This is a genomic window from Gammaproteobacteria bacterium (assembly GCA_040183005.1).
Taxonomy (GTDB): Bacteria; Pseudomonadota; Gammaproteobacteria.
Window position 1 is genome coordinate 267,906 of the sequence record JAMPIW010000007.1, and the last position, 15,950, is coordinate 283,855.

A 15,950-nucleotide genomic window follows, 5' to 3' on the forward strand; every position below is an offset into this window, starting at 1 on the left:
CCTGTGCTATGGCGTCAGATGTCGGATGACGTTTGGTCTTCATCGGCAGGCTCATCCCTTATGATTTTCGCTGCGGACACTGGCTGTATTCTTTGTTTGCCTGCCTCATCAAGTACGATGGCGTTGGTGAAGAGTACGGAGTTGGGGATCAGGATTTTTTGCTCGTTTCCCTGCAAGGTGGTGTAGCGCAGGTCGATGCTGATTACGGTCCCGCTGAAATCCGCAACCGTGATCTGATCGCCGCGTTTGAAAGGGCGGTAGATGAGCAGGAATATGCCCGCCAGCAGATTGGATAAGGCGTCCTTGAGGGCGAAGCCCAATGCGAAACCGGTCAAGCCCAATCCGGCCACCATTGCAGTGACGTTGACCCCGAGTGTGCCCAGCGCCGTGATACCGCCGGTGATCAGCAGCACGGCTTTGGCTATCTGGCCCAACAGGTTGAAGACATCGTTTTTACCTTGGTCGGCCTTCGCGCCGATGCCGCGCAACAGCGTGCGGGCGACATTGGCGGCGAACCAGAAGGCGAGAAAGATGCCTATGGCGGCGAAAAATGTCGGTGTGAGGCGGGCTGCTTCTGTGAATAACTTCTCAATCATGCGGTTATTTTGCCGTTGTTGTTTGTGTCACGGCATTCTCACCCGCATTGGGTTGTCTTGTATACTACCCGCTTTATATTGTGATGCCTGACGTTCAATGCGCCTGAAGAAGATCAAACTCGCCGGTTTCAAGTCATTCGTCGATCCCACCACGATTCATCTTCCTGGAAACCTTATTGGTATCGTAGGGCCGAACGGCTGTGGCAAATCGAACACCATCGACGCGGTGCGCTGGGTGATGGGCGAAAGCTCGGCCAAACATCTGCGTGGCGATTCCATGGCAGATGTTATTTTCAATGGCTCCACCTCCCGCAAGCCGGTGGGGCAGGCCTCTATCGAGCTGATTTTTGATAATAGCGACGGTAGCCTGGGCGGCCAGTATGCGGCGTATGCCGAAATAGCCGTGAAACGTCAGGTGTCGCGTGATGGGCAATCCGTTTACTTTCTCAACGGCACACGCTGCCGTCGCCGTGACATTACCGACATTTTCCTCGGCACAGGGCTGGGTCCACGCAGCTATGCGATTATCGAGCAGGGGATGATCTCGCGCCTGATCGAGGCCAAGCCGGATGAACTGCGCATTTTTCTTGAAGAAGCCGCCGGCATCTCCAAGTACAAGGAACGCCGCCGCGAGACTGAAACGCGGATGCGCCATTCACAAGAAAACTTGAGCAGAATAAATGACATAAGGGATGAACTTGAGAAACGGCTTCAAACCCTGCAACGGCAGGCGAATGTCGCTGAAAAGTACAAGGAGTTGAAACAGCAGGAGCGCTTGCTCAAGGCCCAATTACTGGCGTTGCGCTGGCGGGTGCTCGATGTTGATCTGCACGAGCAGGAACGGCGCATTCAGTCCCAGGAAACAGCCCTGGAGGCGCAGCTTGCCGAATTGCGCCGGATCGAGGCCACACTTGAACAGCAACGTGAGCAACACGTTGATCAAAGCGAGGCCTTTAGTCAGATACAAGCACAGTTTTACAGCGTTGGTGCGGACATTGCGCGCCTGGAGCAGGCCTTGCACCATGCCAAAGAGACGCGTCAGCAAGAACAACGTGAACTGGCTCGTATCGAACAGTCCTGGAGTGAAGCGCAAAATCACCTTAACAATGATCGCCAACTCATTGAAGAACATACATACTCGCTCCAGGATGACGAGCTGTCTCTCGCGCAAGCCAAGGAGTCCGAAGGCATCTCTGCTGCTGCTTTGACCGAGGCGGAAGCCGCGCAACACGCCTGGCAACATGAATGGGATGAGTTCAACGTCCAAGCCAGCGCCCAGGTGCGTTCCGCCGAAGTGGAGCGCGCGCGTATTCAGCATCTGGAACAGCAGCAGCGGCAGCTTGAACAGCGTTTGGTGCGCCTTGAGGAAGAGCGGGGCGGGCTGTCAACCACAACGCTGGAAGAGGAGATTGCCGCGCTCAGCGAGCAGCGTGAGGAGCTCGATGAGCGCGTGGAGCGGTTGCAGCAGGAGGTGCAAAGCCATCAGGCGCGTATTGCCACGGAGCGTGACAATCACAACCGTCTTGCCAGCGAGCTGAACACCGAGCGTGGCCGCTTGCAAGGCATGAAAGGGCGCCACAGCTCGCTGGAAGCCCTTCAGCAGCAGGCCTTGGGCAAGGGCGCGGGCGCGGTAACCTCCTGGCTCAAACAGCACGGCTTGGGAGATAAGCAACGCCTGGCCCAGGGATTGACCGTTGAACCGGAATGGCAGCGCGCAGTAGAGCATGTGCTGGGCCTCCATTTGGAATCTGTTTGCGTAGAAGGCATGGATAGCGTTGCCGCCATGCTGGATACTCTTCAACGCGGCAGTATGGGGGCGTTCGATGTGACGGCGCTGGTTCCGGTGAATCATGGCGCGCTGGCTGCGCCCTTACTTGGCAAGGTGCAATCGCCCTGGCGGCTGGATGCGTTGTTGGCGGGTGTCTATGCTGCGGATAACATGGTCCAGGCACTGGCGCTGCGTTCACATCTTGCGCCGCATGAATCAGTGATTACCCGCGAGGGGATCTGGCTGGGCGCCAACTGGCTGCGCGTGGTGCGCGATGTGGATGAGAAGGCCGGGGTGCTGGCCCGTGAACAGGAGATCAAAAACCTGTCGCTGCAAATGGAGGAACTGGCCGCGCGTATCGACGAGATCGAGCAGATGCAGCATGGCAGCGCCACACATCTAAAATCGTTTGAGACGGCGCGCGATCAGAGTCAGGCAGCGTTGAGCGCCGCCAGCCAGCGCCGCGCCGAGGCGCAGGCGCAACTTAGCGGCAAGCAGGCCCGGCTGGAGCAAATGAATGCGCGCAACAACCGCCTGCGTATCGAGCTGGAGGATATACTCGCGCAAAAGCAGGGTGGCGCAGAGGAAATGGAAGAGGTGCGCATGCGATTGCATGATGCCTTGGCCGCAGCCGAAGCTCATGCCCAGCATCGCGACACGCTGGTACGCAGCCGTGACGAGCATCGTCGCCAACTGGAACAGATTCGCACGCAGGCCCGCACTGATCGCGATGCGGCGCACGGAATTGCATTGCGCATTCAAACAGTGCGCGCACAGATCACATCCACCCAGGAAAGGCTGCGCCGCATGCAGGATCAGCTTAATCAACTGACCCACCGCCGCGAGGAATTGAGCATGGCTGTGGAGGAGGGTGGCCAGCCCCTGGAAGACCTGGCTGCGGAACTTGAACAGATGCTGGCCCGGCGCCTTGCCGTGGAGTCGGAACTGGCGCAGGCGCGCCGCCGTGTGGAAGAGTGTGATCACGCGTTGCGTCAGTTGAACGAGCAGCGCAATGTGACAGAACAAAAGATTCGCCAGGGACAAGGTGATCTCGATAAGCTGCGTATGGCCTGGCAGGAGGTCAAGGTGCGGCGCGAAACCCTCCAGGAGCAGATCAGCGAATCCGATTTCGCCATGGAGGTGTTGCTTGCCGGGATGCCGGAGGGCGCGGCGGACACTGACTGGCAAGGGCAAGTGGAGCGTATAGCGCAACAGATCAGCCGTCTCGGGGCGATTAATCTGGCGGCGATAGAAGAATTTGCCCAGGAGTCGGAACGCAAGAACTACCTCGACGCCCAGCATGCCGATCTGAGCGAGGCGCTCACCACGCTTGAAAACGCGATACGCAAGATCGACCGAGAAACCCGCGACCGCTTCAAAGAGACCTTTGATAAAGTCAACTCCGGCCTGCAAGCCATGTTCCCGCGTCTGTTCGGTGGTGGAGAAGCCTATCTTGAATTGACCGGGGAAGATTTGCTGGATACCGGGGTCACGGTGATGGCGCGTCCTCCCGGCAAGCGCAACAGCACTATTCATCTTCTGTCTGGCGGTGAAAAAGCGCTCGTTGCGGTGGCATTAGTGTTCGCCATCTTTGAGCTGAATCCCGCGCCGTTTTGCATGCTGGACGAGGTGGACGCGCCGCTCGATGAGGCCAATGTCGGGCGCTTCTGCAAGCTGGTGAAAGAAATGTCCGAGCGCGTGCAATTTATTTATATCAGCCATAACAAGGCCACCATGGAAATGGCCAATCAGTTGATTGGCGTCACCATGCACGAACCCGGCGTATCACGTCTGGTCGCGGTTGATGTGGAAGAAGCAGTTAAAATGGTTGCAACAGGTTAAGCAGGAGGGTTTTGTAAGTGGATCCGGAAAGCATGTTAACGATTCTCGGCGGTGCCGGTGCGGTTGCGGTAGTATTGCTGCTGTGGCGTCCAGGCCAGAAAAAGAACAAGGGCGTTATTGGGGCAGATGTTTCTGCTTCGCCGCACCAGTCCAGCGCCGATAAGGTTGCGCACGATTCACTCAATGCAGAAGAAGATTGGGAGATAACACCCATCATCACCTCTCGTTCTGGCAGGCATGGGCTGAGTGTGGATGTAGCTGAAGACCTCTCCATATCGACTTCTGACGATATCGCATCGGCAACTGCTCCCAGCGTTGCTCAACCTCCGATGGACAAGGATGTGCAGGAAGCGCAGGCGCGGCGTCCATCCATGGACTCGCCACCGGCAACGAATTCGCACAAGGTGCCCGAAGATTTGATCGTGGTGTTGAACATCATGGCGCATCAGGGTCACGTGTTCCACGGTGCGGCTATTCTCAACGCCATGCACGACGCGGGCCTGCTATTCGGCGAGATGCAGATTTTTCACTATATGTATAACGGCGCGCCACTTTTCAGTCTTGCCAATGCGCTTAACCCGGGCAGCTTTGACATCAACGTCATAGAAAATGCCGCCACGCCCGGCTTGACCCTGTTTCTTCGTCTGCCCGGCCCTATTGATGGTCTGGCTGCATTTGATCGGATGTACAGCATTGCAACACGGCTGGCCACAACACTTGGTGGCGAAGTCTGTGATGGCCGCCGCACGATCTTGACAGCGCAGGCATTGGAAAAGCAACGAGAAGAAATTGCGGAATATCAGCGTGGCTGCCAGTCAGTCAATCAGATGTAAGCAGGATCAAGCGGAGCGGGCCACCCCAGGCTTGATTCATTGGGTCCAGAGCTTGTGCTCATCCTGGAGTCGCTCAAGATCAGGCGGTCGGTCTACGTCCCAGCGTGTCGCCAGTTCGTGCCATGTCCAGCCGAGGGCGCGCAGACGCTGGCGCGTAACAGCCAGCACCTGTTCGCTACCCCATTCGATATCGCGGAACAACGCCGCATCGTGGTGTCGCAACCCCAATAACCAGTAGCCGCCATCTGTGGCTGGCCCCAGCACAGCATCCGTCGTGAGCAGCGCCTTCTGGGCCGCGTGCAAATCTTCGGCGCACAATGTCGGGCAGTCGGTGCCGACGAGAATCACCGCTGTGGCTCGGCACAGCGCCATGGTGGCGGCATACCGCATGCGCTCTCCCAGGCCGTCACCTTGCTGTGCATGCAAGGTGACAGGATAGTGTGCCTGGCATGCCGCGAACCACGGGTGCTGCGTATCAGGTGCGCACCACAATTCGACATTGCCGGCGTTGGCAGCGCATACCGTATGCAGCGTGTGCAGCATCAATTCACCGTGCAAGCGCGCCGCCGCTTCGGCATTGAGTACGGGGGTCAGGCGTGTCTTTACTTGCCCTGCGACAGGGGCCTTGGCGAAGACGAGAATATGCACAGAGTCCATTTAAGGGCGATGGTACAGGCGGGCCAGGCGCGCCGGGTCGGCGCCCAGAAAGTAGGCGAGGCGCAGGCGCCACATGAGCAGGATGGTGGAACACACGCCGTTTTGTTCCCAGCGCCGGCTCGACGTGGTGACCTTGGCACGCAGGCACAGGGGGCGACCATAACGTTTTAATGTCCGGGACAGCGCGATGTCTTCCATCAAAGGCTGCTCGGGAAATCCACCCACCGCCAGGAATAAGGCCCGCTCCACGAACAACGCCTGGTCCCCGGTGGTGATGCCCGTGAGGCGCGAGCGCAGGTTCATCATGCTCTCCACGATGCGCAGCAGGGGGTGGGCACCCGTTAATCGCACGTCAAAACGGCCCCAGTGGTGACTCTGGCCGGCGGTGATGTGTGCCGCGGCATCGAGGGGCAGCATGGTGTCGGCGTGCAGAAACAGCAGTACGTCTCCCGTTGCTGCGGCAGCTCCAGCATTCATCTGGCGGGCGCGCCCGCGTGGTGCTGTCACCAGGCGATCCGCCAGCGGCGCGGCATGCACCACAGTGTCGTCTGTGCTGCCGCCATCCACCACGATGACCTCGTGTTCGGCCTGACGCAGCGCTTGCAAGGGAGTCAGGGTGGCGGTGATGCCGTGCGCCTCATTCAGTGTTGGCACAATGATGGAGATGTGGCGTTTCCCCATGATTAACTCTTTAACGCGCCGCCACAACTTGAACCCTGGCCGGCAGTGCAGCCGTAGCAATGATCGCCAACCACGATGGGATCATCTTGCAAATCGTTCCCAACCAGATCGTTGATGTGCGCGCGCGGCCTGCCATTGCGCCGCAGCGGCAGGCCAAGCATCTGGTTGAAGTCGCAGTCGTAGACATAGCCTTGCCAGTCCACGCTGAGCAGCGTGCGGCACATAACCCCTTCCAGATTGGCATCCTGGTGGGCCGCGCGCAGCAGAGCCATATAGCTGTGAAACTGGCCCTTCGACACCAACATGCTGCCGAAACGCTGGATGGGCATGTTGGCCAGTGTGTAGAGGCGGTTGAAAACAATACCGTAGTGCTCGCTGAGGTGTTCCTTGTAGTCTGCCTCCAGTTGCGCTTGCGGCGGCGGTAGCGTGGGGCCTTGCGGGTTATAGACCAGGTTCAAAACGTGACCGGTGTTCTCTTGGCCATATCCCAGTGTGTTGAGTTTGCGCAGGGCGCGAATGCTCGCCTCGAACACGCCCTTGCCGCGCTGCTGATCGACGTTCTCTTCGAGATAACATGGCAGCGAGGCTGTTATCTCCACCTGTTGCGCAGCGAGAAACCCGGCGAGATCTTCTTGCCCCGGTTCCTCGATGATGGTGAGGTTGCAGCGGTCGATCACGCGCATACCCAGATCGCGGGCGCGTTGCACCAGGTAACGGAAGTGAGGGTTGAGTTCCGGTGCGCCGCCCGTCAGGTCCAGTGTGGGCAAGCCCGCTGTCTGCATGAAGGAGATTACATCGTCGATGGTTTCCCGCGCCATCGTCTCCTTGCGCTGCGGCCCGGCGTTGACATGACAATGCACGCACTGTTGGTTGCAGCGGTAGCCCAGGTTGACCTGTAGTGTTTCGAGCCGTGCGCGGCGCAGCGGCGGAAAGTTGGTCTGTTTCAGGAGTGGTAAGGTTGCATGCATACAGCCATTCCTTTTTTCACAATTAAAGCCACGGCATTGGTGCCGGCAGTGGTCACTCAGGCGTAGAGGATTCAGGACGAATCTACCGTAAAAATGAAAGAGGATCCATTTTTTTGCCCCAAGGGCAGGTATTACGCCCTTCATGGGTGCTCCGCGCTCGCCACGACGCTCTAAAAACAGTCGTGCGGGGCTTCAGAGCCCTTGACTTTTCAAAAAAAAAGTATCATAAACCTCTAAAGGTACCTGATAAATACCGCCTCACCTCGGGTGGAGAATAGTCCTACGCTCCCCCCTCAATGTTTCTGGCAATCCATACATGGAGGAAGCCGCCATGACCATCTCTCATACGCTCGAAAGTTACATGATGCGCAAAGGGATCAAATATGACTTGATCTCGCATCCCCGCACACAAAATAGCATGCAAACCGCGCAAATAGCCCATATTTCAGGAGACTGTTTGGCGAAAGCGGTTTTGCTGGAAGATGAGGGCGGCTATCTCATGGCCGCTCTGCCCTCCACCCATAAACTAGAAATGGGGGAGTTGCATCGCGCACTGCAACGCAGGCTGGGCCTGGCGACTGAAAGCGAAATATCTGCATTGTTTAAAGATTGTGAAGCCGGCGCGATACCGCCCTTAGGCGCAGCCTATGGGGTTGAAATGATCTGGGATGACAGTCTCGCGGAACAGCCGGATATCTATTTCGAAGCGGGCAGCCACGAGGACTTGATTCACATGAGCGGCGAACAATTCCGGGGGTTGCTGTCCTATGCTAAGCATGGGCGATTCAGCCGGCACATGTGATTAGCTCATTAAACATGCGTTGTGTCGCTATGCGACGCATGGTGGGTTACGCAGGCATTAACTCACCCTGCATCATGTAGCGAAAAAACGCCTTCGTTTTCCCACTCTTCTGATTTTTGCCCCAAGGGCAGGTATTACGCCCTTGATGGGTGCTTCGCGCTCGCTACGATCCCCTTAACTTTGGCAGGCCCCAAGAGGCAGGCATTGCTGTGTCCGATGCGGTATTCTTGGCACGAAACAGCAGTGGGGTAAGGGTTGATGAAGATGCGGATGCTGGCGAAGATGTTTCTGGTGGCGGTAGCTATTGCCGTAGTCTATGTGTTCTTCACGCAGGATGTAGGCCGCTATTTCACCCTGGATTACCTCAAGTCCCAACAAACGGCATTTGCCGGTTACTATCAGCAGCACACGCTTCGCACTCTGCTCATCTACATGGGGGCCTATGTCGCCATGGCCGCTTTCTCGTTGCCTGGGGCGACGATCATGACCCTCGCGGGTGGGGCTTTGTTCGGATTCGCGACCGGCACCATTGTCGTCTCTTTTGCCAGCACTGTCGGTGCGACATTGGCACTGCTCTCCGCACGTTTTTTATTCCGGGATGTGGTGCGTGCACGTTTTGGTGAGCGTCTGCGTGCCATAGACGTGGGTATGGCGCGCGAAGGGGCCTTTTATCTCTTTACCTTGCGTCTCATCCCCATCTTTCCTTTCTTCGTGATCAATTTGGTGATGGGGCTCACCGCCATTCGCACCACTACCTTCTTCTGGGTGAGCCAACTGGGCATGTTGCCGGCTACCCTGGTCTATGTGAACGCGGGCACCCAGTTGGCGCGTCTCGATTCCCTGCAAGGTATCTTGTCGCCGAGTCTGTTGTTGTCCTTCGCCCTGCTGGGCATTTTCCCCTTGGTTGCGAAGAAGACTGTGGGTTACGTAAAGGGCAGGCAGGTGTTGAGCCGCTATCCCCGGCCGCGGCGCTTCGATTACAACCTGGTCGTGATCGGCGCCGGCTCGGGCGGTCTGGTGACGGCTTATATTGCCGCTGCGGTGAAGGCAAAGGTGGCTCTGATCGAGCGTCACAAGATGGGCGGTGATTGTTTAAATTCCGGTTGCGTACCCAGCAAGGCGTTGATCCGTTCCGCCAAGATACTGTCCTATGCGCACCGTGCCCAGCAGTTCGGATTTAAGAAGGCGACGGTGGACTATGACTTTGCGGATGTGATGGAGCGCGTGCAGCGGGTGATCAAGACGATCGCGCCCCATGACTCGGTGGAGCGCTACACCGCCCTGGGCGTTGATTGTATACAGGGTGAGGCGCGTGTCCGCTCGCCCTACGAGGTGGAGGTGCATGGGCGCGTGCTCACCACCCGCAATATCGTCATCGCCACCGGCGCACGGCCCGCTGTACCTGTTATCCCTGGCTTGGAAGATGTAGGTTATCTCACCTCGGACACAATATGGGATTTGCGCGAACGACCACGGCAGTTGCTGGTGCTGGGCGGTGGGCCAATAGGTTGTGAGCTGGCCCAGGCCTTTCAGCGCCTCGGAGTGCAGGTCACGCTGGTGGAACGCTCGAATCGGATCATGAACAAGGAGGACGATGAAGTTTCGCTCTTCATCACCGAACGCCTGCGCGCCGAGGGCGTCGTAGTCCTGCTCGACCACAATCCGCTCGCTGTACGCACCGAGGGAGAAGCCAGATACCTGATCTGCAAACATCATGGCAACGAGGTGCAAATTCCGTTCGACAAGCTGCTCGTCGCCTTGGGTCGCCGAGCCAATGTGCAGGGCTTCGGCCTGGAAGAGTTGGGCGTATGTCTTGCTGATAACGGCACCATCGCCGCTGATCCCTATCTGCGCACCAACTACCCCAATATCTATGTGTGCGGTGACGTTACCGGGCCATACCAGTTTACCCATACTGCCGCCCATCAGGCCTGGTACGTGGCGGTGAACGCCCTGTTCAGCCCGTTCAAGCAATACAAGGCGGACTATCGCGTCATCCCGTGGGTCACCTATACTGACCCGGAGGTGGCGCGCGTCGGACTCAATGAGCAGGAGGCGCAGGCGCGCGGCATTCCCTACGAAGTCACTCATTACGGTATCGCAGATCTGGACCGCGCCATCACCGAGGAGGAGGCTCACGGCTTCGTGAAGGTGCTTACCCCGCCCGGTAAGGACACGATTCTGGGCGTCACCATCGTTGGTGCCCATGCCGGTGAGTCGCTGGCGGAATTCGTGCTGGCCATGAAGCACGGTCTGGGACTCAACAAGATCCTGGGCGCTGTGCATCCCTATCCGACGCTGGCGGAAGCCAACAAATACGCTGCCGGCGCTTGGCGCCGGGCCCATGCCCCGCAGGGGTTGTTGCGCGCTCTTGCACGGTTTCATGCGTGGCGGTGCGGCGGGTAGGGTATTTGTTTGATCTGTTGGTGAATCAGCATGAAATGGCAAAGCACACCAAAGAACCTATCCAGGCGTGGTACTAAGCCGGGGAGGGGCGCGCACCGGACTTTAACCACGGGTTGTTTCGTTGCAAAATACCGTGGTATCGTGAAAGCCGGTGCGGTCATGGTTTTTGGGGATATGCGATGTTCCGGTACGTTATGCGGTTATTTTTATTTTGTTTTCTGGGCGGCTTTTCCGTTGGCCTTTATGCTGCTGATGCACCGCAGGCTGTCAGTGCCGCGGTGAGCGGCAAGAGGGTGGTGCTGACCACTGCTTATGGCACAACGCTTGATGCCTATGTCGCCGGACCGGAAGACGCCAAGCGCGGAATATTAATACTTCATGATCGTCGCGGTCTGGGCGATTACGTCAAGGGTTGGGTGGATCGTTTCGCTGGTCTGGGTTATCGAGCGCTGGCGGTTGATCTCTATGATGGCCGTTATTCCAATAATCCCGTGCTGGCAACGCAGATCATGACCTCGGTTGACCAGGAATCCGTCAATGCCGACCTTCGTGCCGGCCTGGATTATCTGAAAGCGCCAGGACGCAAACTTGCCACGCTAGGCTGGGATTACGGTGGTGGGCAGGCCTTGTGGGCGACACTGCAAGATCCCGGCGCGGTATCCGCCACAGTGATTTACTATGGCCCTTTAATAACGGATCTCGCGCGCTTGCGGACGTTACAGGGCGGTGCGGTGCTGGGGATTTTCGCCAAGCGCGATGCCTGGATTACCCCGGTCAAGGTCACCGCTTTCGAGGATGCGCTGCGTGAAGCGGGTACCGCGCCGTTGAGCGTCACGCAATACGATGCCGATCACGGTTTTGCCAACCCCATAACCAGTGCCTATGACAGCAAGTTGGCCGACGAAGCCTGGCGCAAGACCGAGGAATTTCTGGCGCGGCATCTTACTGATTGAAACTGTCTGGCCGAAAGCACCCCCAAAAAGTCAGGTTATAGCCCTTTTTTTTCACTATCCCTTGGCCGCGTGCCGCATTATAATCAGCGTCTAAGATCGCGATAACGAAAGCGTAAACCGCCCGTTGTTACGGGCGTTTTTCTACCAGTGGAGATGATGACGTGGAATTGACCGGTGCCGAGATACTCGTCCATTGCCTTAAGGATGAAGGCGTCGAATATGTGTTTGGATACCCTGGCGGGGCTGTGTTGTTCATTTATGATGCGCTGTATCAGCAGGAAGATGTAAAGCATATCCTGGTGCGCCATGAGCAAGGGGCGACGCATGCCGCCGATGGCTACGCGCGTTCCACCGGCAAGCCCGGTGTGGTGCTGGTCACCTCCGGGCCAGGCGCCACCAATGCCATCACCGGCATTGCTACCGCCTATATGGATTCTATCCCCATGGTCATCATCACCGGCCAGGTACACACCTGGGCGATAGGCTCGGATGCCTTCCAGGAAGTGGATTCCGTCGGCATTACCCGCCCCTGCGTAAAGCACAACTTCCTGGTGAAGGACATTAAAGACCTGGCGACGACTATCAAAAAGGCATTCTACCTTGCGACTACCGGCCGCCCCGGCCCTGTTGTGGTGGATGTCCCCAAGGACGTCACCATGCACCGGGCAGAATATTCCTACCCCGAAGAGGTGGAGATCCGTTCCTATCACCCCGTGATGAAAGGCCATCCGGGGCAGATCAAAAAAGCCGTGGATTTAATGCTGTCAGCCAAGCGCCCCATGATCTATACCGGCGGCGGCGTGATCTGGAGCGGTGCATCCTCGTCGTTGACTGAGATGACGCGCATGCTCGGCTATCCCATCACCAACACCCTGATGGGATTGGGCGCGTATCCCGCCACCGACAAGCAGTCTCTGGGCATGCTGGGTATGCACGGCACCTACGAGGCCAATATGGCCATGCACCATTGTGATGTATTGATCGCCATCGGCGCGCGCTTTGATGATCGCGTAGTGGGCAAGGTTGAGTATTTCTGTCCTGAGGCGCAGATTGTTCACGTGGATATCGATCCGTCCTCAATCTCCAAAAGCGTCAAGGTGCATGTGCCTATCGTCGGCGACGTGGATCATGTCGTGAAGGAAATGATCCGCCTGCTCAAAGAGGACAAGCGCACACCGGATCAAGCGGCACTCGCGCAGTGGTGGAGCCAGATCAACGAATGGCGCGCGGTCAACTGCCTGAAATACGATCGCAACAGCGCGCTTATCAAGCCGCAATTCGTGCTGGAAACTCTCTATAACGTCACGCAGGGCGACGCCTTCGTCACCTCCGACGTGGGCCAGCATCAGATGTGGGCGGCGCAGTTTTACAAATTCGACAAGCCGAATCGCTGGATCAACTCGGGTGGTCTTGGCACGATGGGTTTTGGCCTGCCCGCCGCGATGGGCGTGCAGCTCGCGCACCCTGATGCGACCGTAGCATGCGTGACTGGCGAGGCCAGCATTCAGATGTGCATCCAGGAGCTGTCCACCTGCCGTCAGTACGGTTTGCCGATCAAGGTCATCAATCTCAATAACCGCTACATGGGCATGGTGCGCCAGTGGCAGGAGTTCTTCTATGAAGGCCGCTATGCCATGTCGTACATGGAGGCATTGCCCGACTTCGTGAAGCTGGCGGAAAGCTATGGCCACGTGGGCATGAAAATAGAAAAACCTTCCGATGTCGAGCCGGCGTTGCGCGAAGCCATGAAGCTCAAGGACCGCCTGGTCTTTATGGACTTCATCACCGACCAGACGGAAAACGTTTACCCCATGATCGCCCAAGGCAAGGGCCATCATGAAATGCATTTGTCGCCGGAAAGAGAGTTGGCTTGATCATGCGTCATATTATTTCCATACTGATTGAAAACGAGTCTGGCGCGTTGTCGCGTGTTGCCGGGTTGTTCTCGGCGCGCGGCTACAACATCGAGTCCCTCACCGTCGCGCCCACCGAGGATCCTTCCCTGTCGCGCATGACCCTGGTAACGCGCGGCTCGGATGAAATCGTCGAGCAAATTACCAAGCAATTGAACAAGTTGGTTGATGTAGTTAAACTAATAGATTTGACCGAAGGCCCGCACATCGAGCGTGAGATGATGCTGATCAAGCTCCGGGCGACAGGCGATGCGCGCGAGGAGCTAAAGCGCCTCGTCGATATCTTTCGCGGCCATATCATCGACGTGACAACGGGCACTTACACTGTCGAGTTGACAGGCACGGGTAACAAGCTGGATGCCTTTATTCAGGCGGTGGGTTCTGCCTCGATACTGGAAACGGTGCGGTCAGGGGTGTCCGGGATCGCCCGTGGGGAGAAAAGTTTGCATCTGTAGCCTTCGCCGGCATGGCCTGCACGACTAAACAACGAATTTTTATTTTACATTGCAATAAGGAAAAACCATGAACATTTATTACGACAAAGACGCCGACCTTTCCATCATCCGTAAAAAGAAAGTGGCAATTATTGGCTATGGTTCACAGGGCCACGCGCATGCCAACAACCTGAAAGACTCCGGCATTGATGTGGTGGTGGGGCTGCGCTCCGGTTCTTCTTCCGAGTCTAAAGCCATAAAAGCCGGTCTTACCGTAAAAAGCATCGAAGAGGCAGTGCAGGGCGCCGATGTGGTGATGATCCTGGCACCCGATGAGCACCAGGCCAGCTTGTACCGTGATTCGATTGAGCCAAACATCAAGCAGGGCGCGGCGTTGGCCTTTGCCCACGGGTTCAATATCCACTTTGGCCAGATCGAGCCGCGCGCCGATCTCGACGTGATCATGATCGCCCCCAAGGGACCCGGCCACCTGGTGCGCTCCACCTATACCCAGGGCGGCGGTGTGCCGAGCCTGATTGCGGTCAATAAAAACGTTTCCGGCAAGGCCAAGGAAATTGCGCTTTCCTACGCCAGCGCCAACGGCGGCGGTCGCGCGGGCATCATCGAAACCAACTTCCGTGAAGAGACCGAGACCGACCTGTTCGGCGAGCAGGCCGTGCTGTGCGGTGGTGCGACCGCACTGGTGCAGGCCGGTTTTGAAACCTTGGTGGAGGCCGGTTACGCTCCCGAGATGGCTTATTTCGAGTGCCTGCATGAGCTCAAGCTGATCGTCGACCTGATGTACGAGGGCGGCATAGCCAATATGCGCTACTCGATCTCCAATACCGCCGAATATGGCGATCTTACCCGTGGCCCGCGCATTGTCACCGAGCAGACCAAGGCGGAAATGAAGCGTATTCTCACGGAAATCCAGAACGGTGAGTTCGCGCGCGAGTTCATCCTGGAAAATCAGGCCGGCGCCGCCACCCTGAAGGCCAAGCGCCGTATTGGCCGCGAGCATCAGATCGAAGTTGTCGGTGCCAAGCTGCGCGACATGATGCCGTGGATCAAGGCCAACAAAATCGTGGATCAGAGCAAGAATTGATCACGCGGCCTGGAATACCCTCTCTCCATGCGGGAGAGGGTGATAGGGATAGGGGTGATGGCCTGTGACGGACGAAGAAACACCCGATACCGATAGCGCCCCACGCAGCAGGGGCATTTACCTGCTACCCAATCTGTTTACCACGGCGGGCCTGTTTGCTGGGTTTTACGCCATTGTGGCGGCGATGAGCGGGCGTTTCGAACCGGCGGCGGTGGCGATTTTTATCGCCATGATCATGGACGGCATTGACGGCCGCATCGCCCGTCTCACCAATACCCAAAGTGACTTCGGCAAGGAATATGACAGCCTTGCCGATATGGTTTCGTTCGGGCTTGCCCCAGCGCTGGTGGTATACATCTGGTCCTTGTCCGCGCTCGGCAAAATCGGCTGGCTGGCCGCTTTCATCTATGCCGCCGCCGCTGCCTTGCGACTGGCGCGCTTTAATACCCGCATAGGCGTAGTAGATAAACGCTACTTCCAGGGATTGGCGAGTCCTGCCGCCGCCGGATTGATCGCGGGCATGGTCTGGGTATGCAACGACTATGGCCTGAACGGCAAGGACTTGGCGGTGATGGCGTTCTTCCTCACCCTTGCAGCGGGCGTGCTGATGGTCAGCAACATATACTACCTCAGCTTCAAAGACCTTGACCTCAAAAACAAGGTGCCTTTCATCGCGGTCGTGGCGGTGATGCTGATCTTTGTATTTATCTCGCTTAGCCCGCCGGAGGTGCTGCTTGGCGTGTTTTTGCTGTACGGGCTGTCAGGGCCGGTGTCCGCCGTGTTCCGCATGTACAAAAAACGTGGGCAACGTAAAGCGCAGCTTCCGCCTCCCGAATAGGCGGTTTTTTTCGCTTGCATTTTGGATCGGGTTATATTAGCGTAATAGCCATGTTGATGATCCATGCGAAGAGTTACCCTCAGCCTGCCGTTTCCGGTAGCGCGCCCTTGCGCATCGAGTTTGCCTTCCTTCCGCTGTCACGCCTGCTGCCGTA

The 15,950-nt window shown here is 57.5% G+C and carries 13 protein-coding genes; 9 read left to right on the forward strand and 4 right to left on the reverse strand.

What is annotated here, in order from left to right:
- Nucleotides 1-14 precede the first annotated feature (14 nt).
- Entirely contained in the window at nucleotides 15-596 is a 582-nt protein-coding gene (locus tag M3A44_07155) for a mechanosensitive ion channel family protein (protein MEQ6341426.1), read from the reverse strand.
- A gap of 97 nt (nucleotides 597-693) precedes the next feature.
- On the opposite strand from M3A44_07155, the gene smc reads away from it, so the two are divergent.
- Both smc and zipA read left to right on the forward strand, forming a co-directional pair.
- Nucleotides 694-4,206 carry a chromosome segregation protein SMC gene (gene smc, locus M3A44_07160; GenBank protein MEQ6341427.1) on the forward strand — a complete coding sequence of 1,171 codons (3,513 nt, stop codon included), beginning with the start codon at nucleotides 694-696 and terminating at the stop codon, nucleotides 4,204-4,206.
- Between the two features lie 32 nt (nucleotides 4,207-4,238).
- Nucleotides 4,239-5,039: a cell division protein ZipA gene (gene zipA / locus M3A44_07165; protein ID MEQ6341428.1), complete on the forward strand. Its 801-nt coding sequence runs from the start codon at nucleotides 4,239-4,241 to the stop codon at nucleotides 5,037-5,039.
- Nucleotides 5,040-5,075: 36 nt separating this feature from the next.
- Here the strand turns inward: zipA and M3A44_07170 are convergent, their stop codons facing one another.
- From M3A44_07170 to arsS, 3 genes are read right to left on the reverse strand one after another with little or no spacing between them, the layout of a single operon-like run.
- Complete coding sequence (locus M3A44_07170; protein ID MEQ6341429.1) at nucleotides 5,076-5,696, reverse strand: TIGR04282 family arsenosugar biosynthesis glycosyltransferase; 621 nt, start codon at nucleotides 5,694-5,696, stop codon at nucleotides 5,076-5,078.
- The gene (locus M3A44_07175) at nucleotides 5,697-6,377 is read right to left on the reverse strand and encodes a TIGR04283 family arsenosugar biosynthesis glycosyltransferase (protein MEQ6341430.1); all 681 of its coding nucleotides are present in this window, start codon (nucleotides 6,375-6,377) and stop codon (nucleotides 5,697-5,699) included.
- 2 nt (nucleotides 6,378-6,379) lie between these two features.
- Nucleotides 6,380-7,345 carry an arsenosugar biosynthesis radical SAM protein ArsS gene (gene arsS / locus M3A44_07180; protein ID MEQ6341431.1) on the reverse strand — a complete coding sequence of 322 codons (966 nt, stop codon included), beginning with the start codon at nucleotides 7,343-7,345 and terminating at the stop codon, nucleotides 6,380-6,382.
- Between the two features lie 331 nt (nucleotides 7,346-7,676).
- Between arsS and M3A44_07185 the strand changes: the two genes are divergently transcribed.
- The 7 genes from M3A44_07185 to pssA all read left to right on the forward strand — a co-directional run bounded on the left by M3A44_07185 (nucleotide 7,677) and on the right by pssA (nucleotide 15,796).
- A complete protein-coding gene (locus M3A44_07185) occupies nucleotides 7,677-8,147 on the forward strand; it encodes a YbaK/EbsC family protein (GenBank protein ID MEQ6341432.1) in 471 nt (156 codons plus the stop codon).
- 258 nt (nucleotides 8,148-8,405) lie between these two features.
- Entirely contained in the window at nucleotides 8,406-10,553 is a 2,148-nt protein-coding gene (locus M3A44_07190) for an FAD-dependent oxidoreductase (protein ID MEQ6341433.1), read from the forward strand.
- Nucleotides 10,554-10,732: 179 nt separating this feature from the next.
- Nucleotides 10,733-11,506, forward strand: coding sequence for a dienelactone hydrolase family protein (locus M3A44_07195; GenBank protein MEQ6341434.1), 774 nt, complete (start codon nucleotides 10,733-10,735; stop codon nucleotides 11,504-11,506).
- A 161-nt stretch (nucleotides 11,507-11,667) separates the two neighbouring features.
- A complete protein-coding gene (locus M3A44_07200) occupies nucleotides 11,668-13,380 on the forward strand; it encodes an acetolactate synthase 3 large subunit (protein ID MEQ6341435.1) in 1,713 nt (570 codons plus the stop codon).
- Nucleotides 13,381-13,382: 2 nt separating this feature from the next.
- Complete coding sequence (ilvN, locus tag M3A44_07205; GenBank protein ID MEQ6341436.1) at nucleotides 13,383-13,874, forward strand: acetolactate synthase small subunit; 492 nt, start codon at nucleotides 13,383-13,385, stop codon at nucleotides 13,872-13,874.
- Between the two features lie 67 nt (nucleotides 13,875-13,941).
- A complete protein-coding gene (gene ilvC / locus M3A44_07210) occupies nucleotides 13,942-14,958 on the forward strand; it encodes a ketol-acid reductoisomerase (GenBank protein MEQ6341437.1) in 1,017 nt (338 codons plus the stop codon).
- A gap of 64 nt (nucleotides 14,959-15,022) precedes the next feature.
- On the forward strand, nucleotides 15,023-15,796 hold the full coding sequence (gene pssA / locus M3A44_07215) for a CDP-diacylglycerol--serine O-phosphatidyltransferase (GenBank protein MEQ6341438.1): 774 nt from the start codon (nucleotides 15,023-15,025) through the stop codon (nucleotides 15,794-15,796).
- Nucleotides 15,797-15,950 lie beyond the last annotated feature (154 nt).